Here is a 21,374-nt window from a genome sequence, read left to right on the forward strand (position 1 = left end):
AGCGCGGCGGCGAACACGGGGAAGGCCTTGTACAGTTCACGTCCCATCCCGGCCCGCTGACTGCCCTGCCCCGAGAACAGGAACGCCAACCGCCCGGCCGCCGGCGCCCCCACCCCCCGGCTCCGTACGACCCGCGACGCGGGCTCTCCCGTGGCCAGTGCCGCGAGCCCGTTCAGCAGGCTCTCCCGGTCCGAGCCGAGGACGACTGCCCGGTTCTCGTGGGCGTCGCGGGAGGTCACCAGGGACTGCGCCACGGCGTCCACATCCAGTTCGGGCCGGTCCGCGACGAACGACCGCAGCCGCTCGGCCTGCGCCCGCAGGGCGTCCTCCCCGCGGCCGGAGACGAGCCACGGCACCACACCGGCCCGACGCTCGGCCCCGCCGCCGTCACGGGTCGCGGGCTCGGCCGCCGGCACCCCTTGCAGGACCAGGTGGCAATTGGTGCCGCCCATCCCGAAGGAGCTGACGCCCGCGAGCGCCGGCCGGGACTCCGGCTCCAGCCAGTCCGTCAGCGACTGCTGCACACGCAGGTTGAGTTCGTCCAGCGGGATCCGCGGGTTCGGTGTCTCGTAGTGGAGGCTGGCCGGGATCTGGCGCCTATGGAGGGACAGGGCGGTCTTGAGGAGACCGACCATTCCGGCGGCACCCTCCAGGTGTCCCACGTTCGTCTTGGCCGAGCCGACCGTGAGGGGCAGTCGGCGGTCGGGGGCCGTGCCCAGGACGGCGCCCAGGGCCGAGGCCTCGATGGGGTCGCCGAGGGCAGTGCCCGTGCCGTGCAGCTCCACGTAGTGGACGTCCGCCGGGTCGACGCCCGCCCGGTCGTAGGCCAGGCGCAGCACCTCGCTCTGCGCGGCCGTGCTCGGCACCGTGAGTCCGTCCGTGGCGCCGTCGTTGTTAACCGCGCCGCCGCGGATCACGCAGTAGACCGAGTCGCCGTCGGCCAGTGCCCGGGCGAGGGGCTTGAGGAGGACGGCCCCGCCGCCCTCACCGCGGACATAGCCGTTGGCGCGGGCGTCGAAGGTGTAGCAGCGACCGTCCGGCGACAGCCCGCCGAACCGGTCCGCGGCGAGGGCGCTCTCCGGCACGATGTTGAGGTTCACGCCACCGGCCACGGCGAGTTCGCAACCGCCCGAGCGCAGGGCATCGCAGGCCTGGTGGACGGCGACGAGGCCGGAGGACTGCGCGGTGTCCACGGTGAGACTGGGACCGCGCAGCCCGAGGGTGTACGACACCCGGTTCGCGATGATGGCGCGCTGGGTTCCGGTCAGCGAGTGCTGGGTGACGGCGGACAGCCCCTGCCGGTTCAGCAGCACCGCGTAGTCGTTCGCGATCGCACCGACGAAGACCCCGGTACGGCTGCCGCGCACCTGCCGCAGAGGGATGCCGGCGTCCTCGAAAGCCTCCCAGGAGAGTTCCAGCATGAGCCGCTGCTGGGGATCCATCATCGAGGCTTCGCGCGGCGATATGCCGAAGAATGCGGGATCGAATGTGTCCACCCGGTCGAGAAAGGCGCCGTGCCGTGCGGCGGGGGGAAGTCCCTCGGCGTTCCACCGGTCCTGCGGCACTTCCCCGATCGCATGCCGCGCGTCGCGGAGCAGCTCCCAGAACGCGCTCTTGTCGGGGGCCTCGGGGAGTCTGCAGGAGAGCCCCACTATGGCGATTGCGTCGTCCGGTATCCCGACCTCGGTGAAGCCGTCGCGGAATTGAGACATGCGACCGTGATCCCCCAGTAAGTGAAAGGCATGAGAAACGCCCCCTGCGGCACACGCAAAGGCAGTTGCCGACTGTAATCAAATGATCGTTGCCCCCTACACCCCTATCGATCCCCTAGTGACCGCTGAACTCGCGGGCGGGCAGGGGCGGAAGCGCCGAGGGGTACGGGTCCCCGCGCGGGAACCCGTACCCCTCGGTGCCGTCTCAGGCCGACGGAGCCTGCACGGAGAGTGCGTGCCGGAACACGTTCCGCGGATCCCAGCGCGCCTTGACCGCCTGGAGGCGCGGGTAGGCGTCCTTGTAGTACAGCTCGGACCACGACACCCCGGAGGTGTTCCACTCCTCGTCCGCGAGGTCGACGTCCGGGTAGTTGACGTACGCGCCGTCGGCGGCGCCACCGGGTACCGGTACGCCGCCGGTGTCCGCGTACACGTCCCGGTACAGCTCGCGGATCCACCGCACGTGGACCGGGTCCTGCGCGGGGTCCTCCCAGGTCGTGACGTACACGATCTTGAGGATGGAGTCGCGCTGCGCCACCGCGGTCCGGTCCGCCGGGACGGCGTTGACCTTGCCGCCGTAGGCGATGAGCGCGACGACCCCGGCCGGATTGTCGTAGTCGGTGCTGGTCAGGCGCGTGTACAGGGTGCCGATCTGCCGGTCGTTGAAGCTCCGGCGCGCATAGGCCGCCTTGATCTTGGCCCGTCCGGTCATGTCGCCGTCCCCGGCGATCCCGGGCCAGCGCGTCGAGTGCAGCCACGGCAGCCGCCGCGTGTCGCTGTGCGGCTGCACGCCCACACCCTCGGAGACCGCTGCGAGATACGTCTCCAGCCGCTTCTCCGCGTCCGGGCCGGTCGCGTCGAGTTGCGTGGTCATCGCGAGGGCACCGGACTGGCTGCGGGTGAGGGCCAGCACGCTGTAGAGGTCGCACCAGGGGGAGTCGGGGCCGCTGTTCTGCTCGAACCACCTGCCGTGGTTCCGTACGAGCCGCGCCAAGGCGGCCTCGTCCAGCCCCTCCCAAGGCCACACCGTCGTGTTGAGCAGCACCTCGGCCGGCGGCCGAGGCAGCAGCCGGCCGGGCTCCGGCGGTACGTCGGCCTCGGCGGTCCGCAGCCAGTACCTGACGACCACGCCGAAATTCCCGCCGCCGCCCCCGGTGTGCGCCCACCACAGATCATGGTTCGGATCGTCCGGCTCGCGCGTCGCAATCACGGTCCGCGCGTCGCCCGACGCGTCGACCACGACGACCTCGACCGCGTGCAGATAGTCGACGATCGAGCCGTGCATCCGGGACAGCGGGCCGTAGCCCCCACCGAGGATGTGCCCGCCCGCCCCCACATCGGGGCACGCCCCGCCGGGCAGCGTCACGCCCCACACCCGGAACAGCGTCTTGTAGACCGCGCCCAGAGTGGCACCGGCCTCGACGACGAACGCGCCGCGCTCCTCATCGAATCCGACCGCCGACAGCCGCGACATGTCCATCACCACACGGATGTCTGAATTGGCTACGAAGTCCTCGTAACAGTGCCCTCCACTGCGCACGGCCACCTGCTTGCCCGACCGCACGGCACGCGAAAGAACCTGCTCGATCTCAGCGGCGGATCCCACCAGATGTATCTCGTCCGGCTCACCGACGAACCTGAGGTTCTCGCCCCGGCGTAAGTCCTCGTACCTGATATCGCCGGGGGCCACGAAATCGATGTGATTCATGCGGTTCTCCTGCCTTCGACACGGAAGTGAAGCTGTACTGTTGCCTTCGGATCCTAATTCACCTGTCACGCAAAGGTTTTGGAGCATTCCGAAAGGAAGGGACGGGATGGTCGCGAACCTGATCGCCGGTCTGGTGCCGGCGGGGGTGCGTACAGCGAAGGTGTTCGGTGACGTGGTGGACGTCTCACTGTTCCCGGAGGAGGAGACTGCGATCGCAAGTGCGTTGCACGCGCGGAGGCGGGAGTTCGCCACGGGACGCCACTGCGCCCGTGCGGCGCTGTCAGTGCTGGGCCGACCGGCCGTTCCCCTGCCGCCGGACGAGCACGGTGTGCCGTCGTGGCCTGACGGAGTGGTGGGATCCCTGACCCACTGCGATGGCTATCGCGGTGCCGCGGTGGCCAGCCGTGAGGATGTCATGTCGCTCGGAATCGATGCCGAGCCACACCGCCCGCTTCCGCAAGGGGTGTTGGAGGCAGTGAACCGTTCCGGGTTCGGTAGAGATCTCAGATGTTGGTTGTGGCCTGGGGTTTCGTGGTTGCTCGGTAGTGGTTGTTCTCGTATTCGACGGGTGGGACGTGGCCTATCTCACCGTGGAGTCGTCGGTGGTTGTACCAGTCGATCCACTCGGCGGTGGTCAGCTCGACCTGAGAGAGGGTCTTCCAGGGTCGCTGAGGTTTGATCAGCTCGGTCTTGAACAGGCCGATCGTGCTCTCGATCAGGGCGTTGTCGTAGGCGTCGCCGACGGAGCCGATCGAGGCGGCGATGCCGGCGGCGTTCAGGTGGTCGGCGAGCCGGAAACTGGTGTACTGGGACCCGGCGTCGGAATGATGGATCAACTCGCCTGGCCGGACTGGCTGCTGGTCGCGGTCGCGCTGCCAGATCGCCATCTCCAAGGCGTCCAGCACGAAGACCGTCTCCTTCACGGTGGCGGCGGACCAGCCGACGATCCGGCGGGAGAAGGTGTCGACGACGAACGCGACGTAGACGACGCCGGCCCAGGTCTTCACGTGGGTGAAGTCCGCGACCCAGCAGCGGTTCGGGGCGCCGGCGACGAAGTCCCGGTCCAACAGGTCCGGGGCCCGTCCGGCCTGCCCGCCGGGAAGCGTGGTGATCACGCGCCTGCCGCGGACGGCGCCGGCGATGCCGAGTTCGCGCATCAGGCGTTCGACGGTGCAGCGGGCCACGGCCTGGCCCTGCCGGTTCAGCTCTCTCCAGATCTTCCTCGCCCCGTAGACGCGGTAGTTGGAGTCGTAGACGTGTTGGATCAGCTCCTTCAGTTCACCGTCCCCCACGGCTGGGCCCCCGCCCACGGCCCCTCCGACCGGGCCTCCTGCCTCGCGTACGTCGACGCCCACGGGAGGGAGACCGCGAAGCATGTATGAGAAATTCATGACAGATACGTGAATGCTTGGCTACCGTGCCTCCGCTCTCCGGCCGGATACTCAACGTGATCGTGGTGTCAAGTCGAGGACTACTCGTGCGGAGTGTGGACGAACCCGGGACCGTGCACCTGTGGTCCCTTCGAGAAGACGTCGCCATCGAGCGGGGGGACGACGGCGACCTGCTGCTCGCCGGGCCCTGGGGCGACGAGCGCATCGGTGACGCGCATCCGGTGCTGCGCGAGGCCCTGTACCGGATGGAGCTCGGGCCCGTCCTGCTGAGCAACATCGAGTCCGCGCCCGGCAGTCCGGTGCTGGGCGCCGGACTGTACCTGGTCCTCCTGCCTGCTCTGCGGCGGCTCTCCCACCTGATCGTGCGCACGCTGGGACTCGCGGACCTGCGCGGTCCGCTCCTCTCGGTGCTCCCGCTCACCAGGCCGGCGGTCTTCGTGCTCCCCAGGCTGGGGGAGACCGAGCCGGTCCGGCTGCACCGGGGTGTGACCCTGCTCCTGGAGGCCAAAGGCTTCCGGCTGGAGCGGGGCGGGGCCCAGCACCGGGTGCTGCTGCACCGTCCCGAGCCGATGTGGGTGGTCGCCATGCTGGCCGCCGCCATCACCCCGGAGGCGGTGGCCCGGACGCTGCCGCTGCCGCTGCCGCGGACGGTGACGCGGGAGATCCTCGAATACCTGGCGGCGGCGGGGATGCTCGTACGGGGGAGCGCGGGCCGGGACTCTCCGGACAGACCCTGAGAGCTGTCCCGCACATCGGCAACCGGGCCCGGGAGCAACCCTGTTACGGTGGTCCGATGGCATCGATCAAGGAGTTCCAGGTCACCTTCGACTGCGCGGAGCCGGAGCGCGTCGCCCGTTTCTGGTGCGAGGTCCTGGGGTATGTCGCCCCGTCGCCCCCGGAGGGCTTCGCCAGGTGGGACGACTACAACAGCTCGCTTCCGGCGGGCGACCGGGGCGCGTGGTTCGCCTGCTCCGATCCCACGGGTGTGGGTCCGCGCCTGTACTTCCAGCGCGTCCCCGAGGGCAAGGCCGTCAAGAACCGGGTGCACCTCGACGTGCGGGTCGGCACCGGTCTCGTGGGCGAGGAGCGCGTGGCCGCCCTGGAGGCCGAATGTGCCCGACTGGTCGCGCTCGGCGCGGTCCGCGTACAACTCCTGCTCGCCGACGAGAACAACGAGTCCTGCCTCGCGATGCAGGACGTCGAGGGCAACGAGTTCTGCCTCGACTGAGCGTCCTCCGGGACGCCGGCGCCGAACCGCGCCGCGCAGAAAAACTGATCCGTGTGAGGTGCGCGTTTCGGGCAGGGGACGGAGTGAGCGAGAGCCGCCGTCCGCGGCTCCCCTTCACGCGGACGGCGGTTCTCCTCAAGAGGGACCCGTCGTGAGATCGTTTCGTCCATGAGCGGCGACCTGGACGTGAGTGCCCTGGCGATCAATGTCACGATCCCGGAGGAGCTCCGGTGGACCGATACGCGGCGCGATGAGGCGTTCACCCTGATGACGCTCAACGTCCGGCTCCTCCCGGACGGTCGGCTCGCCGTGAAGGCGTACGGGCGACCGGTCGCCGGTGGCCGGGGCGCGTACGTCTCCTTTCCCGTTCCCGACCGACCCGAACTGGCGGACCTGGTCGCCCGCGCCGCCGACCGCGCCGGAACGCTGTGGGCGGCTCATCGGGGTCGCGGCTGATGTAGGGCGCGGCTGCCCGCCGCCCCCGTGTCGAGGATCAGGACTGCGCGGTGCCGGAGCGTCGCCGGTCGCTCTCGTCACGGAGAGGGGCCGTGCGGTCGGTGAGGGTGTCGACGCGCTCGGCCAGCTCGGGGTGCGCGGGCACGAGGTGGGCGAGGGTGCGGGTGAGGGGCTCCACGAGGAGGGCCGGATCGCTGCTCGCCAACGCCTCGGACAAGGCCTTCCTGGCGGCTGCGGGGAGGCTGTCGAGGGCGGTGATCTGCCAGGCCGGCTGGCGCAGCTCGGCCGCGTTCCCCCGGGCCCAGGCGGTGACCGACCGGTCGGCGGCGCGCCGGTCGCGGGTGGCCTGGACGCGCTGCTCCCCGGCGGAGCCGTTCCGCCCCTGGATCGTCGCGATCGCTGTGGCGAGCACCCTCGCCCACGCGGCCGCCGGCCCCGCCGGTCGCGCCCGGTTCCGATGCCGAGGCCCTGCGCTGGCTGGACATCGAGGACTCCGTGTTGGCGGCCCTGTGGTCGCTGGAGGAGGGGTGCCTGAGCCGGTACGGGACGGCGGCCGCGCTGAACTGGTCCCCGGACGACACCGCGATACGGATGGAGTCGGTGCGCGTCCGTCTGGACGTCGCCCGCTCCGTCACCGCCGCCCTCGCCCGGACGCCCCGCTGCCCCGGCCTCCACCGGCAGACCGCCGCCTGGGACGGCCGGCCCGGCGCAGCCTGGCGCGACGAGCTGGCCCGGCACACCGCCCACTGCGGCCACTGTCTCATGGGAGTCGGTGCGGCCGGGCCCGCCGACCTGTCCGCGGCCCCCACCGAGACGTTCGCCGTCGTTCCCGACCTCCCCGTGTCTTCGGCCGCCACGGAACACGGGGTCACCGCGGCCCCGGCCGGCGGCTCCGGCACCACGGCCCCCGCGACGCCGAGCCCGACCGCCTCCACGGGCGGCACGGACACCGGTCCGGGAGGAGGTCCGCAGCACGACACCGGACAGAGCTCGGCGGCGGACCAGGTCATCGCCCTGGTCAACTCCGTTCGCGTCAAGGCCGGTTGCGGGCCCCTCAGCGTCAACGCCACCCTGACGAGGGCGGCCCAGGGTCACTCCGACGACATGGCCGCCCGAAACTTCTTCGACCACCCCGACCCCGACGGCGACGGCTCGGGGGAGCGCGTCACGGCCGCGGGCTACCCGTGGTCGACGTACGGCGAGAACATCGCGAAGGGGCAGAGCACCCCGGAGCAGGTCATGGAGTCGTGGATGAACAGCCCCGGCCACCGCGCGAACATCCTCAACTGCGCCTTCAAGGAGATCGGCGTCGGCATCCACGACGACGGCGGCCCGTACTGGACCAAGGTCTTCGGAGCCCGCTGACGCCCGGCGACGCGACCGGGAGCAGGCCACCGGCGGTCAGATCAGCCAGTCGGCGGCCTGCGCGATCTTGATCGCGTCCACGCGGTTGCGGGCGTTCAGCTTGGTCACCATGGACGTCAGGTAGTTGCGGACCGTGCCGAGCGAGAGCCCGAGCCCGTCGGCGATCTCGACCGGCTCGAGGCCCTCGGCGGCGAGTCGCAGTACCTCCGTCTCCCGGCTGGTCAGCGGACTCTGCGAACTGCTCCACGCGGACAGCGCCAACTGGGAGTTGATCACCCGTCGGCCGGCGGCCACGTTCCGTACCGCCTCGGCCAGTTCGTGCGGCGGGGCGTCCTTGAGCAGGAAGCCGGCGACCTGGGCGGCGAGGGCGCGGCGGAGCACTCCGGGGCGGCCCAGGCTGGTGAGGATGAGGGTCCGGCACTCCGGGAGCTGCTCGCGCAGCAGGCCGGCGGCGGTGAGCCCGTCGGTACCGGGCAGGTCGATGTCGATGATGGCGACGTCCGGGCGGTGTTCGAGGGCAGAGGGCACGATCTGGTCGCCGCGCTCCAGCTCGCAGACCACCTCCAGGTCCTCCTCCAGGTCCAGCAGGGCCACGAGCGCTCCGCGCACCATGTTCATGTCCTCGGCCAGCAGGATGCGGATCGGCATGGTGAATGTCCTTTCGGGCCGGGTCTCGGCCGTCGGCGGCTCGCGGGCAGGGGTGGGGGGGCGACGGTCAGGCGGCCGGGTCCCTGAGGGGACGCGGGCCGTCGTCGGGGGTGGCGAGGCTCGACACGGGGTGGGTCGGCGCCTCCGCCGTCAGACTGAAGGTTCCGGCGCCCCGGGTGACGGTGAGCTTGCCGGACGCCGTCCGGAGCCGGGCCCTGAGGTTGCCGAGGCCGCTGCCGCTGTCCGTCGACGCGTCCCGGTAGGCGGGGTCCACGCCGTCGTTCACCACGGTGAGCCGGACCCAGCCGTCCTCCTCGACGGCCTCGAGGGTGCAGGTGCTGACGTGGGAGTGGCGCAGTAGATTCGTTACTGCTTCGCGGAGCACGGCGGCGAGCACGGAGTCCACCTGCTGGTCGAGTCCGCTCAGTCGGATGTCGCTGCGTACGTCGACGTCAGCGGCCTGGAGCAGGGAGCGGGCCGCTCCCAGCTCCTGCTCCAGCGACATGCGGCGCAGCCCGCTGGAGACGGACCGCACATCGGCGAGCGACTGCCGGGAGATGACGAGGACCTCGCTCACCTCGTCCATCGCCCGCTCCGGATGGGTGGGGATCAGCCGGTGGATCAGCTCGCTCTTCAGCGTGATCGCGGAGAGGCTGTAGCCGAGGAGGTCGTGCAGGTCGCGGGCGAACCGCAGCCGTTCCTTGGTGACGGCCATGCCCGCGAGCTGGCCCCGCGTCTCGTGCAGGGCCTGGACCAGTTCGGTCATGCGGGACAGGCCGAAGACGACGAGTCCGGTCAGCAGCGTGGAGAGGCAGAGGTAGACGGTCTCCTGGAGGGACAGTCCGTCCAGGGCGGGCGGGACCAGCATGGTGAGCCCCACGAGGCCGTACGCGGTCCAGGCCCACCGGCCGGGCAGGAGCAGCAGCAGCGAACCGGCGAGGAAACCGGCCATGGCCCCCCACTGGGAGTGGAACACCGCGATCGGCAGATAGGTCAGCAGGGCCTGCGCCGACAGCGTCGTTGCCCACTGCCGCACCGGGGCCCGGCGCGCTCCCGGGCGTGAATGGCCCAGCTGTAGGACGAAGATGAGGACCAGACAGACGACGGAGGCGATCAGCTGGGGGAGCCGGAGCCGCTCGCCCGCGAGATTCAGCGCCGTCACACTCAGATAGCCGAGCAGGGCGACCGTGAGCACGGTGCGGGCCAGCCGGGCGGCGGGCAGGTCCTGGACGTCGGGCGGTGACGTTGTGGCGCCGCCCGACGCCGCTAACCCGTCCTGGTGTGCGTGGTGCTCGTCGTGACGTGGCATTCGTTTGTCCGCCCGTTGTTGCCTTGTCCGTGTCCTCTGATGCTTCCGTGGTGCGGGCATGCGGAGTCGAGTGTATGTGTTTCACGCGAACACCGGAGCGACTACGAGTGGCTAGACCCGTACTTCGCGGGTCATTGATTCGTATGGTGTGACCGGTCCGGGGGTTTCCTGGGCCGGTGGTGTGGCGTTGGGTGGGGTGTGTCGATGACTTCCCGGTCCCCGCGGCCACGGTCTGTCCGTCAGCGCCTTGAAGTGGCGGTGACGTCCATGTCCGAGAAGCGTCTGGGCGCTCTGCCTGTCGCTGCCGAGTTTCTGCGCCGGCTGGACGTCGCCGGGATCGTTGACGGGTTGTGTCCGGGTGGTGCGAGCGCGCATCTGACTCACGGGCAGGTGATCGAGGCACTGGTGGCCAACCGGCTGATGTCGCCCGCGCCGCTGGTGCGGGTCGGTGACTGGGCGCGGCCCTGGGCGGTGGAGGAGGTTTTCGGTATCGAGCCGGATCTGCTCAGCGATGACCGTCTGGCCCGGGCCTTGGATGCGGTCGAGCGCCGCTACCACGACTTCAAAGGCCCGCTCGCGGTCACGCCCGTCTTCGTGCAGCACCACCGACGCGTCGCCGCCCTGATCCAGGTCATCTGCCCGGCCCTGCTCGTCTTCTGCTTCATCGAACGGCAGGTCAGACGGGCACTCGGCCCCGAGCAGACCATGAGCGGCCTCTACCCCGACAACCGCCGCGTCCGCCCCACCGGCCGCATGATCTTCTACCACCTCGGCGAACTCACCCTGCGGATCGGTCACGTCACCGACTCGCCCACCGTCCAGATCACCCGCGGTGTCCCACTCCACCTCCTCGACGTGCTCGATACCGACATCGGACAAACCCGCTGGCCACAGAACTGTGGCTAAGCGTCTCCGGGCCCAATCCGCCCGTGTGATGGGATGTTCACCAACGCTCGTAGAGGGCGGGGACGCGGCGCAGCAACGAACGAGGGAAGGGGAGAGGGGGCCATGACGGGCGGGCACCAGACTCACGGGGCAGGCTCCGGCGCGCTGCCGTTGCAGACGCGCGCCCTGACCCGTGAGGCCGGGCGGGCACGGCAGCTCCTGGCCGCCGGGGAATGGCGCCCTGCCGCGGAGGACTCACAAGCAGCAGCGCGCGTCCTGGCCCGCCTCACGGCCCCGCTCCCAACCCGGCGGGCAGCGACCACGCACACGCTGGCCACGGACCGGGACCGGCGCCTCCAGCGCATCCTGCGGACCACCCTCCACCACCTCGACGCAGGCGCAGTCAGCCCGCCCGCAGCCGCCCTGCTGGCCGCCGTCGCCCGAGCCTTCTTGCCTTGGCACACCACCCCGAACCCACCGCCCGCAGCGGCGGCCCCGAGATACGGGACCCCGTTGGGCACGGCGGACGGCCCGGCCGTGCCACCGACAGAGGCGGGCGAGGCCCTGCTTCCCGATCTGATCGCTCTGTTCGCCGTGTTGGCCTCGGCGAGCCCACCCGGGAGCGTCCCGCTCACGCCCCCGGTCGAGCCCTGGCAGGTCCGGTACGCGGGCCGCTTCCGTCGTTACGGCAGACCCGCTTTCGGGGTGTGGACGGCCGAGACCATCGGCTGCCCGGCATGTGGGGGTAAGGACGGCCCGTGGACGGTGACCTGCGACTGGCGCCTGATCTCGCTGGGCTGCCCGTGTGGGGCGGTGACCCACGAGCACGGCCTTGTCTTCTCCGAAGTCTGGCTCCTCTTGCCGGACCTGTGACCGAGTGCCGTGACTGACCGCCCGCACATTCGTGCCCGGTCGGCCGAAATCAAAGCCCACCGGGCAACTGAAGCGCCCAGCGAGACCTGAAACGGCGACCCGCGAAGTCCGGGGCTAGACGAACAGCGGGACGGGGTTCAACTCCTCGTACGGCGTGGGGCTGGTGAGCCTGCCTAGGGCGACGGGGGTGTCGTAGAGGCGGCCGGGGGCGAACCTGGCCCAGAAGTGCCGGAGCCCGGGGACGATGACCTTGACCACGGGGAGCTCCAGATCGGGCCGTGTCTGGTCGAGGACGAGCAGGTCCATGCCCCGCCCCCGTACGGTCTCCGTGATCGTGGTGACGTCCTCGCGGAGGTCGGTGGTGGGCCGGTAGGTCCAGGCCTCCGGGCCGCGCGGCGGTAGACCGGGGTCGGGTGCCAGATACGGCCGGCCGGCCCGGGTGGCGTGCCGCCACCAGTCGAGCGCGTCGGGTTCGTCGATCCGGTAGCCGACGCCCTCGGGCGTCACCTCGGCTACGAGGGGCAGCAGTTGGCCCATCTCGGTGAGCGCCCGGCGCAGGGCGACCCGGGGGTCGAAGTGGGCGCCGAAGCCGAAGAGGACGTCCTCGGCGGGCTTGTCCGTGCGCCGGGACAGGGCCGCCACCACCGGGATGCCGAAGTCCGAGGTGAGGTCCAGGGCCCAGACCTCACGGCGCAGGGCGGTGTAGCCGTCGATCAACCGGCCGAGGTACGGCTCCGCGAACGCGTCGAGGTCGAGCGCCGGTTGGCGGGTGCGGTTGTACCACCAGAGGGCCACCGCGTCGCGCTCGACCAGTTCCAGGAAGCCCTGGACGAGGGCGTCCTCGGGGCTGCTGCCGGCGGCGTTGCCGTTGGAGTCGGCGTACAGTCCGTCCGGTGACGGTTCCTCGCTGAAGTACAGCATCGACGTGGGCAGCAGCCGTTGGGCCCCCTCGGTGAGCGACCACACGGGCGTCCAGTCGGTGGCCAGGGTCTCGTCGAAGAGCGGAGGTACGTACTGGAGCCGTGAGCCGCGGGCGTTCCAGTCGTTCCGGTCGTGCAGCTGGCGCTCGTGGTAGAGCTGGCTGGTGTTGGGGTGGACGGCGGCGGGGCCGAGGCCGCGGTAGGAGTCGCGCACCACCGGTTCGTCACCCTGCCGGGTGCCGCTGTACCGCTCCACCGCCTCGCCCAGCGCGCTGACCCGGGCCTCGGTCGCCGTGAGCCCCTTGCCGCCGCTGAGGGCGCGCAGTCCGGCGCGCAGACCGGTGAGGGTCGGGCTGCGCATGGCCAGGTTCTGGCCGGACAGGTAGGCGTGCACGAAGTCGGGGCTGCCCGGGGCGCTGCGGATCTCTTTGACGATCCCGGTGACGGGGTCGACCAGGGGCCCGTACCGCTCCAGCATCCGTTCGAGGGTGAGCGCCCGGTGGCCGCCCAGGTCCTCCGCCGTCTTGGGGCGGGGCCGCGGCACGAAGGGGCGGGACACCCGCGAGGCCACGAGTCCGGGGTCGCCGCACGCCGCGCACTGAGGCAGCCGCACGACGGGGTGGGCCGAGCCGTGCGGGCCGAGCGTGTTGTGGACGTACACGGAGTCCTGGGCCTCGTCGCGCAGGCCCGCGAGCCACTTCGCGGCCTCCAGCACCGCCAGGTGCACGGTGAGGGCCCGGCCCGCCGGAAGGGTCGCCTGCGGACGGGGCAGCGGGCCCGTCAGACCGAGGGCGCGCCGCAGCGGTTCCTCGGAGCGGCGGTGTCCCCGCAGCCGGTGGGCGAGACAGTGCCAGCAGGGCCCTTCGTACGGCCGGATCAGGGGCCCGACCCAGCCGGCGGTGGAGCCCACGCCGGCCAGCAGCCACGGTCGCCGGGCCGCACGGTGGGCGGCGTCAATCTCGTGCAGCAGCGGGGACAGGTAGTCGTCGCAGACCACGAGGGTGAGGTCCGCGTCCTCATCGGGGCGCGCGAGGCCGAGCCCGGAGGCGCGGCAGGCCTCGCGCACCTCCTCGGTGTCGACGCCGCCGGCCGCGACGACGTGCACGGCGCTCCGGGCCAGCGTCGCGCAGACCCGGGCGCCGTCGAGACCGGCCAGGTCCCAGTACGCCTCCGCGGCGGGGTCCGGCCGGTGGGGGACGGCCGCCGGGGGCTCGGCCGGTGCCTGCCGCAGGGCCAGCAGGCCGGAGGCCTCCAGGGCCCGCAGCGCGTCGAGGGCCTCGTCCGCGGTGAGCGAGGACGCGGCCTCCCGTAGGACGTCGGCCGGGCTCCGGCTTCCGTCGAGCAGGGGGGCCAGCACCTCCGCGGGATCACCGTGGAGCGCGGTGACCCCGCGGTGCGAGACGAGGTAGACGGCCTCGCCGGGAACGACGGTGGCCCGCAGATGGCTCCGGAACCCGAGCCGTACGGGGGCGGCGGGTGTCCCGCCGCCTTCCTCGTTGACCATGCCGCTCCCGTCTTCGGGGCCTACGCGGCCGGAACGGGAGCGGTGGTGCCGTCGACGACGGGTGCCGCGACGATGCAGATGCTGAGGAGCGCCGCACCCTGGGTGTCGGGCACGGCGTCGAGGTCTTCGATCACGAGTCGGCGCACGACGGGCCGATGTGCGCCTGCGGTGGTCGGCTCGCCGAAGCGGACGGGTGTGGCAACGGCGATCGTCATGTCTTCCACTCTCCAAGTCTTTGACGGCCAATTTCCAGGGTAATTCTGCACCGGAGGCGCCGGAACGGAACAGTGTGGGAATCACTGTGACGGTGTGAACTTTTCATGGCGGCCCGAACGATCCCCGGTTCACACGCGCCATACAATCGGAAATGAAAGTTCCGAATGGATTCTGGAATTCCGTATGGCTTGTCCCAGGTCATCGCCGCCTCTGCGGCGCCGCCGCGGCTCGCCGTCCGCCTCGCGCCGGCGTTTCTCCGCCGACCACTCCGTATGGCCGATCCATGGCTTGACCGCATGAATTCACCAGGCGCCGCGTATGAATCCTTCGCCCCCGAGCCGTGAGAATCAGAGATACCTCCTGGCGTGGGAATCGCTTACAGTGGCCGGGGCGGGAAGGACTCGCCCGGAACATTCCGCACGCTGGGAGATGGGGCATGACCGGTGAGGAACTCCTCGTTGTTCTCTCTGCCGTCGGACACCCGCAGCGCCTCCGGATCGTCGCCGAGCTGGCCAAGGACCGCCGGTACGTCAGCGAGCTCGCCCGGTGCCTGGTGATCTCACGGCCCCTGCTCTACATGCACCTGGAGCGGCTGGAAAAGGCCGGCATCGTGGTCGGCACCCTCGAACTCTCCGAGGACGGCAAGGCGTTGCGCTACTTCGAGCTGGTCCCGTTCGACGTACGACTGAACGTGGCCGGGGTCCTCGCCGCCGTACAGGGCGACGCCTCGCCCAGGGGTGAGTACGCCCTCGCGTCAGAGGGCGGTCAGTGACGCGTCAGCGGCCGCCCCGAGCATGAATCGACGCGCCCCGCGCGCCGCAGCCGTCCCGGCGGACGGACGTGCTCGTCCACTTTCACGTCGCGGAGATTCGGGGGATTCACCGTGCAGCGCATCCACTTCTCCAGCGCGGACCTGGCACGCACCCGGCTGAGGACCAGCGCGGGACCGCTCGTCGAGACGGCGTTCGCGGCGGTGCTCCTCGGCCGCGGCGTCGGCGCTCCGTACGCCGGATGGCGCAGACAGGTGAGCAAACGGCTGCCCCCGCCCCGCCCCGGGCAGGGGCCCGGGGCCGACGAACTGGTGCGCCGCGCGGTCGAGTGCGGCGGTGCGACGGACGGCACGCCCTCGGGCCCGGCCGCATCCGCCTCGGCGCGCGACACCACCCCCGCCGGGCCGTCGCACGGTCCCGAGCTGCCGGACATCTGGCGCGCGGCCGTCGCACCCTACTGGGACAAGGTCCTGGAGTACCTGGAGGCGGACTGCGAGGCGCGCGGCCGGGCTGTGATGGCCGGAGGCGTGGAACAGCTGCTCTCCACGGCACACCCCCGGATCACCTGGACCTCACCCGTCCTGGAGATCCCCGGCGGCCCCGACGGCGATGTCGTGCTCGGCGGCCGGGGCCTGGTGCTCACCCCGTCCGTCTTCCTCAACCACCGCCCGGGACAGCTCATCTGGCCGCTGGACGGCAGCGGCCGGCCGACCCTCGTGGTCTCCGCCCCGCCGCGCGCCCACGAGGCCGCCGTGCTGTGGGCGGAGCCCGACGAGACCACCGAGGCGCTGGGTGCACTGGTCGGCCAGACCCGGGCGGCGGCCCTCCGGGTGCTGCGCGCCGCGTGCACCACCTCCGAACTGGCGGACCGGCTCGGCATCTCGCCAGCCGGAGCCAGCCAGCACGCCGCCGTGCTGCGGCGCACCGGCCTCATCACCAGCCGCAGGGTCCGCAACTCGATGCTGCACTCGGTGTCCCCGCTCGGCCTCGCCCTGCTCGACGGCCGCCCGGCCCGGCGGGCCAACGGCCCCCGGGACGTCCGCCGAGAGCCCCTGGCCCGCGCCGCCGTACTGCCCGCCGTCTGAGCCGACCCGACCCGAGCGCCTCACCGCCCGCGGTCCGTGACACACGCGAACCCGCCCGGCCGTGAGGGCCGGCCGGTTCGCGCGTGCGGCGGTCGTCAGGCGGGAGGGGAGGGCCGGGTCACGCGGCGGACCACGAGCGGAACTGCCGCAGACCGTAGAGGAGCGGTGGCCGGTCCTGCTCCTGCCGGATGGTGCGGGCCTCGCCGAAGACCGTGACGTGGTCGCCGGTCCGGTGCGTCAGGGTCACCTCGCAGTCGGCGATCGTGTGCGCGTCCCGGAGCAGATGCGGTCCCGCCGCCTCCGGGGGCCGCTCCCAGGGGATCAGGGCGAAGCGCTCCGGGTCACCGGAGGCGAACAGCTCGGCGGCCTCCCGCGCCCCGTCGTGCAGCAGGTTCACGGTGAACCCGCCGGTGTCGAGGACCGCCCGGAGGGTCGGGCTGCCGGCGCGCAGGCACACCAGCAGGGTCGGCGGCTCCAGGGAGACGCTGCAGAGTGAGGAGCAGGTCATCCCGCGCGGGGTGCCGTCGAGATCCGCGCAGGTGACGATGCACACGCCGGTGGGGAAGCCGCTCATCATCGCCCGGAACCCACCGGCGGTGGCGTGCGGAGCGGGCGGGGTCCGGACCGCGGGATCGGTCATCGGCTGCTGCTTTCTGTCGTCGTGAGGGGAAGGGGCTCGGCACGTGGCGCGCGCTCCCCACGGTCGAGGAGATCCAACAGCGGGCCCGTCATGGCCGTGGTCACCAGCGCCATCGCCGTCAGGCCCAGCATCATGGCGGCGGACAGGACGCCCGCCGTGTAGCCCGCCTGGACGACGACGAGTTCGGTCAGACCACGGGTGTTCATGAGGATGGCGATCCGTCCGGCCAGCCGGGGCGGCCGGCCGTCGAGGCGGGCCCCGACGTACGAACCGACGCCCTTGCCGAGGCAGCCGAGCGCGATGGTCCAGGCGATCAGCGTCCAGGAAGCGGCGGGGGACACGTCGTCGAGCAGTGCGATCCCCGAGACCACGAAGAAGGTGGGGACGAGCGCCCGACCGGCCCGGGACAGATCCGTGACCACCCGCGTCCAGGGCTCGGACCCGCCCCCCGGGACGGCGAAGCCGACCACGGCGGCACCGAGGATGGCGGTCATCCCGAGGTCCTTCATGGTGAGCGCCACCGCGAGGGCGGCGGCGCCGAGATAGAACACCAGGCCCGCCTCGGCGACGAGGCCGACGAGGTGCAGGACGGGCTCCGGCAGCATCGTGTCGAAGGCCAGCCGGCCCACCAGCGCGAGCGCGGCGGGACCGGCGAGCAGGCCCAGGGTCACCTCCCCGACGACCACCGGCTGGCGCACCAGCCGCGCGGCCCAGCGGCCCGCGTAGGCGATCGGCGCCACCACGCCGAGGACCGCTACGGCGTGGGGGATCCGGGGCCACAGGCTGAGGACGTCCATGACAGGGAGTCCCTTCCCGTCCGGCGCCGTCAGCCCAGCCGGGTGAAGTAGTCGTAGGCCTTCGGCAGCACCTTGACCAGGCTCTCGGTCTTCTCCCTGATCAGCTCGAACTCCCGGCGCGCGGCGGCCCCGTCGGACAGGGCGAGCGCCGGGGAGGGCGCGAGGTCGATCCCGCCCATGCCCAGCAGGATGCACATGTACGAGTACGCGGGAAGGCCGTGGTAGTAGGGGTAGATCGACTCGCTGTCGGGCAGCTGGACCTTCCACTTCTCGATCCGCTCGGCCAGCGAGTCCGGTATGGCGCGGGTCTTGGCGTCGCGCCAGTACTGGGTGTCCGTGCGCTTGGCCGCCACGTAGTGCAGCACCAGGAACTCCCGTACACCGTCCATCACGTGGGAGACGGCGTCGTTGTAGACGTCGCGGTGGACCGGGTTCCAGTCCTCGCCCGGGAAGTTCTTGGCGAGCTGCTCGATGGCGTGGTGGATGAAGAAGATGCCGGTCGACTCCAGGGGCTCGACGAAGCCGCTGGACAGACCGATCGCCACACAGTTCTTCACCCACGAGTTCCTGGTGCGGCCGATCCGCATGCGGATGTGGTTGGCCTCGACGTCGGCCGCGGCCGGCCCCACGAACTCCCGCAGGGTGCGCTCGGCGTCCTCCGGGGACAGGTAGTCCTTGGCGTACACGTACCCGGTGCCGACCCGGCCGGTCAGCGGAATGGTCCAGATCCACCCGGCGTCCTGGGCCGTCGCGGTGGTGCACGGGCGGATGCCGCGCCGCTCCATGTCCATGGGCACCTGGAGGGCGACCGCGCTGTCGTTAGGCAGCGTGTCCTGGTAGGAGATGAACGGCTCCTCCAGGGCCTGGTTGAGAAGCACGCCGCGGAAGCCGGTGCAGTCGATGTAGAGGTCACCGGTGATGTCGCCGTGCTCCGCGGTCCGCACCGCGGAGATCCAGCCGCGCTCGTCGAGCTCGACCTTGGTCACGTCGTCGACGACGTGCCGCACGCCCCGCTCCACCGAGTAGCGGGTGAGGTACTTGGCCAGGAGCGCGGCCTCGAACTGGTAGGCGTAGGGGAACTGCGTCTTCCCCTGGTGCTCGGACATCGTCAGGCCCTGCATCTCGTTCCCGCCCTCGACGAAGGGCTGGTCGATGAGGGTGCCGTCCTGGTGCCGGGGGCTCAGGCCGGCGTCGATGACCGACGCCATGACGAAGCAGTCCTTGTCGAAGCGGTCGGTCGGCCCGTTCTTGAGCCACCAGTCGGTCAGCGGGAAGCCGTTGACGGACCGCATCTGCTCGAACGGGTGGTAGAAGTAGTGTCCCGGCTCGCGCCAGTTCTCGAAGCGCACGGCCAGCTTGTACGTGGCGTTGCACGCCGGCATCCAGTCCTTCTCCTTGAGTCCGAGGAACTCGAAGAAGTGACGGATATCGCTGAACGTGGCCTCGCCGACACCGACCGCTCCGACGGTTCCCGATTCGACGAGGGTGATGTCGATACGGTCCCCGAACGCGGCCTTGAAGTACGAGGCGGTCATCCAGCCGGCTGTTCCGCCGCCCACGATCACAACTCTGTTGAGCACGACGACTCCTTCGGTGGGAAGTTTGGGATGGCGCCACCGAAGAACGACTCTAGGTCGGGCATGAAGCGAGTACGAGGTCTTTCAGTGCCCGCCGAATATCGCAGGCGAGACCTGTCGGACCGCCCTTTCGAACGACGTAATTGACGCGTTGTCAGTATCGTGTCAGGCATTCCCGGCACACTGTCGGTAATACTTCTCAAGAGGGCCTGAGTAGGTTCGGAGTGACACCTGTAGGTTTTTTCTTTCAGGTGAAAGTCGCAGGTGACAGCGGGTGGCTGGTCATACTGGTGAGCGATGTCCCGACGAGCGAGGTGGTATTTCCCTATGCCCGTCGAACCCGCGCATGATGTCCCATGTCCGCGTGCTTACATGGGGGTTCCGACTGTGGAAATCAATGTTCTCGGCCCGCTTTTTCTCGCGCACGGCGGGAAGCGGTACACGATGACCTCGCAGCGGGCGAGCGTCGTCCTCACGATGCTCGCGCTGTCCCCCGGGGTGCCGATCACCGCAGACCAGTTGGTGGACGAGCTCTGGGCCGACCAGCCCATGGCCAACGCGCGCAACGCGCTCCAGGCCAACGTCCGCCGGCTGCGCAAACTGCTGCAGGCGGTGACGGACCACGACGGAGCCGAACTCCTGCGGACCGCCGGCAACGGCTATCTGCTCGACACCCCGGCCGATTCCGTGGACGCCCACCGCTTCTTGGAACTCGCCGGCACCGGCGCCGAACTGGCCGCGACGGATCCCGCCCGCGCCATCGACACCCTGGAGGCCGCCCTCGCCCTGTGGCGCGGCCCCGCCCTCCTCGACACCTGCGAGGGCATGCGCTGCCGGATCCAGGCGGCCCACCTGGAGGAACGTCGCATCACGGCCTACGAGGACCTCACCGCGGCCAGACTCTCCGTCGATGCGGCCCGGGTGCCCGTCTCCGAGCTGCGCCAGCTGGCCGCCGAGCACTCCGGCCGGGAGCGGCTGAGCGAACTGCTGATGCTGGCGCTCTACCGGGACGGCCGCCAGGCGGAGGCCCTCGAGGTCTTCCACGGCGCGCGCCGCCGCCTCGCCGGCGACCTCGGCCTCGAACCCGGCCGCGCCCTCCACCACGCCTACGAGGCGATCCTCCGGCAGGACGAGACGCTCGGCGAGCCGCGCCGCGTCCTCGCGCGCTCGGCCCCCGCACTGGCCTGATCCCCCTCCTGGCGGGCCCCCGCGGCCCCGCGCCGCCGACATGGACGGTGCCAGTCCCCCCTGTTAGCGTGGCGATCTCCCCGGGGCCGTCCGCCGGGGGACGACCGCAGGGGCCGGCACACACGGGGGACAGGTGAACGTCGAGTTACGCCACGCCAGAGTCGTGACCGCCATCGACCGCGCGGGGAGCATCTCGAAGGCCGCGGTCGAGCTGAGCCTCCCGCAGTCGAGCCTCACCGCGCAGTTGCGCCGCATCGAGAAGGCCGTCGGCGGCGAACTCTTCGTCAGGACCCGCTCCGGGGTGACCCCGACGCCGCTCGGCGAGCGTCTCATCCCCATGCTGGCCGACCTGACCCGGCAGGCCGACCTCGTGATCGCCGAGGCCACCGCGTACACCTCGGACGTCTTCCGGTTCGGGAACACGGAATGGACGCCTCCGTCGCTGCGCGCCGTGCTCCAGGCGGCGCTGCCCGTCGCCGAGGTGCGGACCGAGACCCTCGACCCCGCCACGGCCGTTGCGGCGGTGCGCGGCGGCGCGCTCGACGCGGCGCTCGTGACCGGCACGCCGGGGACCGCGTCCGCGGGGCACCTCGAACCGCCCCTGTCCGGCGCGGTCGTCGTACGGGAACCGGTCTGGCTCGCGGTGCCCCCGCGGCACCCGCTGGCCGGCCGGAGCGTCGCCGACGTGCGGGACCTGGCCGGACTCCGTTGGATCCGGTACGCCCGCGGCCACTGGTTCCACCCCATCGAGAAGCAGCTGTTCGCCAGGGTCGCGGGCGACGACCCGGAGGTGCTGCACCACGTCGACGGCCACCACGAGGCCATGAACTGGGTCCGGGACGCCGACGCGGCGGCGCTCACCACCCCCACGGGGGCGACCCGGGAGGTGACCCTGGTGCCGATCAGGGACACCGAGCGCACCGAGCTGCTCCTGGTGTGGCGGGGAGACGTGCTCACCGAGTCCATGCGGCGCGGCCTCCTCGAGACGGTCCGCCGCTACTACCGCGACTACGCGCGGACCATCCCCCGGTACTGGCCGTGGATCACCGACCATCCGGGGGACTTCGCCGAGCTGGGCCCCTTCGGCCCCACCGCTCCGTGA

Annotated in this window: 21 protein-coding genes and 1 pseudogene; 11 read left to right on the forward strand and 11 right to left on the reverse strand. The window is 71.2% G+C overall.

Annotated elements, in window-relative coordinates:
- Together ACFW22_RS26550 and ACFW22_RS26555 are read right to left on the reverse strand one after the other, a co-directional pair.
- Positions 1-1,712: type I polyketide synthase (locus tag ACFW22_RS26550; protein WP_386409109.1), on the reverse strand; the 1,712-nt coding region annotated here is incomplete at its 3' end.
- A gap of 205 nt (positions 1,713-1,917) precedes the next feature.
- Positions 1,918-3,420: an FAD-binding oxidoreductase gene (locus tag ACFW22_RS26555; protein WP_386409111.1), complete on the reverse strand. Its 1,503-nt coding sequence runs from the start codon at positions 3,418-3,420 to the stop codon at positions 1,918-1,920.
- Between the two features lie 106 nt (positions 3,421-3,526).
- On the opposite strand from ACFW22_RS26555, the pseudogene ACFW22_RS26560 reads away from it, so the two are divergent.
- Positions 3,527-3,808: pseudogene (locus ACFW22_RS26560) on the forward strand (4'-phosphopantetheinyl transferase); the annotation flags it as partial.
- A gap of 115 nt (positions 3,809-3,923) precedes the next feature.
- Here ACFW22_RS26560 and ACFW22_RS26565 read toward each other — a convergent pair.
- Positions 3,924-4,712 (reverse strand): IS3 family transposase, encoded by a 789-nt coding sequence (locus ACFW22_RS26565; protein ID WP_386409113.1) that lies wholly within the window; start codon positions 4,710-4,712, stop codon positions 3,924-3,926.
- 194 nt (positions 4,713-4,906) lie between these two features.
- Between ACFW22_RS26565 and ACFW22_RS26570 the strand changes: the two genes are divergently transcribed.
- From ACFW22_RS26570 to ACFW22_RS26580, 3 genes are all read left to right on the forward strand, one after another.
- Complete coding sequence (locus ACFW22_RS26570; protein ID WP_386409115.1) at positions 4,907-5,548, forward strand: NADH oxidase; 642 nt, start codon at positions 4,907-4,909, stop codon at positions 5,546-5,548.
- Between the two features lie 56 nt (positions 5,549-5,604).
- The gene (locus ACFW22_RS26575) at positions 5,605-6,039 is read left to right on the forward strand and encodes a VOC family protein (protein WP_386409117.1); all 435 of its coding nucleotides are present in this window, start codon (positions 5,605-5,607) and stop codon (positions 6,037-6,039) included.
- Positions 6,040-6,207: 168 nt separating this feature from the next.
- Positions 6,208-6,495, forward strand: a complete 288-nt coding sequence (locus ACFW22_RS26580; RefSeq protein WP_386409119.1) for a hypothetical protein — start codon at positions 6,208-6,210, stop codon at positions 6,493-6,495.
- Between the two features lie 37 nt (positions 6,496-6,532).
- Here the strand turns inward: ACFW22_RS26580 and ACFW22_RS26585 are convergent, their stop codons facing one another.
- Complete coding sequence (locus ACFW22_RS26585; RefSeq protein WP_386409121.1) at positions 6,533-6,907, reverse strand: hypothetical protein; 375 nt, start codon at positions 6,905-6,907, stop codon at positions 6,533-6,535.
- Between the two features lie 83 nt (positions 6,908-6,990).
- Here ACFW22_RS26585 and ACFW22_RS26590 point away from each other — a divergent pair, with 83 nt between their 5' ends.
- Positions 6,991-7,860, forward strand: a complete 870-nt coding sequence (locus ACFW22_RS26590; protein ID WP_386409123.1) for a CAP domain-containing protein — start codon at positions 6,991-6,993, stop codon at positions 7,858-7,860.
- A 36-nt stretch (positions 7,861-7,896) separates the two neighbouring features.
- Here the strand turns inward: ACFW22_RS26590 and ACFW22_RS26595 are convergent, their stop codons facing one another.
- Positions 7,897-8,508 carry a DNA-binding response regulator gene (locus tag ACFW22_RS26595; RefSeq protein ID WP_386409125.1) on the reverse strand — a complete coding sequence of 204 codons (612 nt, stop codon included), beginning with the start codon at positions 8,506-8,508 and terminating at the stop codon, positions 7,897-7,899.
- A 67-nt stretch (positions 8,509-8,575) separates the two neighbouring features.
- Positions 8,576-9,817: a sensor histidine kinase gene (locus ACFW22_RS26600; protein WP_386409127.1), complete on the reverse strand. Its 1,242-nt coding sequence runs from the start codon at positions 9,815-9,817 to the stop codon at positions 8,576-8,578.
- A gap of 267 nt (positions 9,818-10,084) precedes the next feature.
- On the opposite strand from ACFW22_RS26600, the gene ACFW22_RS26605 reads away from it, so the two are divergent.
- Together ACFW22_RS26605 and ACFW22_RS26610 are read left to right on the forward strand one after the other, a co-directional pair.
- Positions 10,085-10,723, forward strand: coding sequence for a DUF4277 domain-containing protein (locus tag ACFW22_RS26605; RefSeq protein ID WP_386409129.1), 639 nt, complete (start codon positions 10,085-10,087; stop codon positions 10,721-10,723).
- Between the two features lie 102 nt (positions 10,724-10,825).
- Positions 10,826-11,575 carry a hypothetical protein gene (locus tag ACFW22_RS26610; RefSeq protein ID WP_386409131.1) on the forward strand — a complete coding sequence of 250 codons (750 nt, stop codon included), beginning with the start codon at positions 10,826-10,828 and terminating at the stop codon, positions 11,573-11,575.
- 114 nt (positions 11,576-11,689) lie between these two features.
- Here the strand turns inward: ACFW22_RS26610 and ACFW22_RS26615 are convergent, their stop codons facing one another.
- Both ACFW22_RS26615 and ACFW22_RS26620 read right to left on the reverse strand, forming a co-directional pair.
- Entirely contained in the window at positions 11,690-13,999 is a 2,310-nt protein-coding gene (locus ACFW22_RS26615; RefSeq protein ID WP_386409133.1) for a TOMM precursor leader peptide-binding protein, read from the reverse strand.
- A gap of 20 nt (positions 14,000-14,019) precedes the next feature.
- Positions 14,020-14,214 (reverse strand): hypothetical protein, encoded by a 195-nt coding sequence (locus ACFW22_RS26620; RefSeq protein ID WP_386409135.1) that lies wholly within the window; start codon positions 14,212-14,214, stop codon positions 14,020-14,022.
- A 437-nt stretch (positions 14,215-14,651) separates the two neighbouring features.
- On the opposite strand from ACFW22_RS26620, the gene ACFW22_RS26625 reads away from it, so the two are divergent.
- Positions 14,652-14,987 (forward strand): ArsR/SmtB family transcription factor, encoded by a 336-nt coding sequence (locus tag ACFW22_RS26625; RefSeq protein WP_386409137.1) that lies wholly within the window; start codon positions 14,652-14,654, stop codon positions 14,985-14,987.
- 111 nt (positions 14,988-15,098) lie between these two features.
- Positions 15,099-16,070, forward strand: coding sequence for an ArsR/SmtB family transcription factor (locus ACFW22_RS26630; RefSeq protein ID WP_386409139.1), 972 nt, complete (start codon positions 15,099-15,101; stop codon positions 16,068-16,070).
- 118 nt (positions 16,071-16,188) lie between these two features.
- Here the strand turns inward: ACFW22_RS26630 and ACFW22_RS26635 are convergent, their stop codons facing one another.
- From ACFW22_RS26635 to ACFW22_RS26645, 3 genes are read right to left on the reverse strand one after another with little or no spacing between them, the layout of a single operon-like run.
- Complete coding sequence (locus tag ACFW22_RS26635; RefSeq protein ID WP_073817700.1) at positions 16,189-16,710, reverse strand: flavin reductase family protein; 522 nt, start codon at positions 16,708-16,710, stop codon at positions 16,189-16,191.
- Positions 16,707-17,507, reverse strand: coding sequence for a cation:proton antiporter (locus ACFW22_RS26640; protein ID WP_386409141.1), 801 nt, complete (start codon positions 17,505-17,507; stop codon positions 16,707-16,709). Before ACFW22_RS26640 ends, ACFW22_RS26635 begins: the two co-directional genes overlap by 4 nt.
- A 29-nt stretch (positions 17,508-17,536) precedes the next feature.
- Positions 17,537-19,087 carry a tryptophan halogenase family protein gene (locus tag ACFW22_RS26645; protein WP_386409143.1) on the reverse strand — a complete coding sequence of 517 codons (1,551 nt, stop codon included), beginning with the start codon at positions 19,085-19,087 and terminating at the stop codon, positions 17,537-17,539.
- A gap of 441 nt (positions 19,088-19,528) precedes the next feature.
- On the opposite strand from ACFW22_RS26645, the gene ACFW22_RS26650 reads away from it, so the two are divergent.
- Complete coding sequence (locus ACFW22_RS26650) at positions 19,529-20,272, forward strand: BTAD domain-containing putative transcriptional regulator (RefSeq protein ID WP_386409145.1); 744 nt, start codon at positions 19,529-19,531, stop codon at positions 20,270-20,272.
- Between the two features lie 133 nt (positions 20,273-20,405).
- Positions 20,406-21,374, forward strand: a complete 969-nt coding sequence (locus ACFW22_RS26655) for a LysR family transcriptional regulator (protein ID WP_386409147.1) — start codon at positions 20,406-20,408, stop codon at positions 21,372-21,374.

The organism is Streptomyces sp. NPDC058872 (genome assembly GCF_042743065.1).
Taxonomy (GTDB): domain Bacteria; phylum Actinomycetota; class Actinomycetes; order Streptomycetales; family Streptomycetaceae; genus Streptomyces.

Bases quoted from the DNA above. Each gene is read 5' to 3' on its own strand.
- ACFW22_RS26555 (WP_386409111.1), bottom strand. From the start codon at position 3,420: ATGAATCACATCGATTTCGTGGCCCCCGGCGATATCAGGTACGAGGAC.
- ACFW22_RS26575 (WP_386409117.1), top strand. From the start codon at position 5,605: ATGGCATCGATCAAGGAGTTCCAGGTCACCTTCGACTGCGCGGAGCCG.
- ACFW22_RS26580 (WP_386409119.1), top strand. From the start codon at position 6,208: ATGAGCGGCGACCTGGACGTGAGTGCCCTGGCGATCAATGTCACGATC.
- ACFW22_RS26595 (WP_386409125.1), bottom strand. From the start codon at position 8,508: ATGCCGATCCGCATCCTGCTGGCCGAGGACATGAACATGGTGCGCGGA.
- ACFW22_RS26600 (WP_386409127.1), bottom strand. From the start codon at position 9,817: ATGCCACGTCACGACGAGCACCACGCACACCAGGACGGGTTAGCGGCG.
- ACFW22_RS26605 (WP_386409129.1), top strand. From the start codon at position 10,085: ATGTCCGAGAAGCGTCTGGGCGCTCTGCCTGTCGCTGCCGAGTTTCTG.
- ACFW22_RS26610 (WP_386409131.1), top strand. From the start codon at position 10,826: ATGACGGGCGGGCACCAGACTCACGGGGCAGGCTCCGGCGCGCTGCCG.
- ACFW22_RS26615 (WP_386409133.1), bottom strand. From the start codon at position 13,999: ATGGTCAACGAGGAAGGCGGCGGGACACCCGCCGCCCCCGTACGGCTC.
- ACFW22_RS26620 (WP_386409135.1), bottom strand. From the start codon at position 14,214: ATGACGATCGCCGTTGCCACACCCGTCCGCTTCGGCGAGCCGACCACC.
- ACFW22_RS26625 (WP_386409137.1), top strand. From the start codon at position 14,652: ATGACCGGTGAGGAACTCCTCGTTGTTCTCTCTGCCGTCGGACACCCG.
- ACFW22_RS26635 (WP_073817700.1), bottom strand. From the start codon at position 16,710: ATGACCGATCCCGCGGTCCGGACCCCGCCCGCTCCGCACGCCACCGCC.
- ACFW22_RS26640 (WP_386409141.1), bottom strand. From the start codon at position 17,507: ATGGACGTCCTCAGCCTGTGGCCCCGGATCCCCCACGCCGTAGCGGTC.
- ACFW22_RS26650 (WP_386409145.1), top strand. From the start codon at position 19,529: ATGACCTCGCAGCGGGCGAGCGTCGTCCTCACGATGCTCGCGCTGTCC.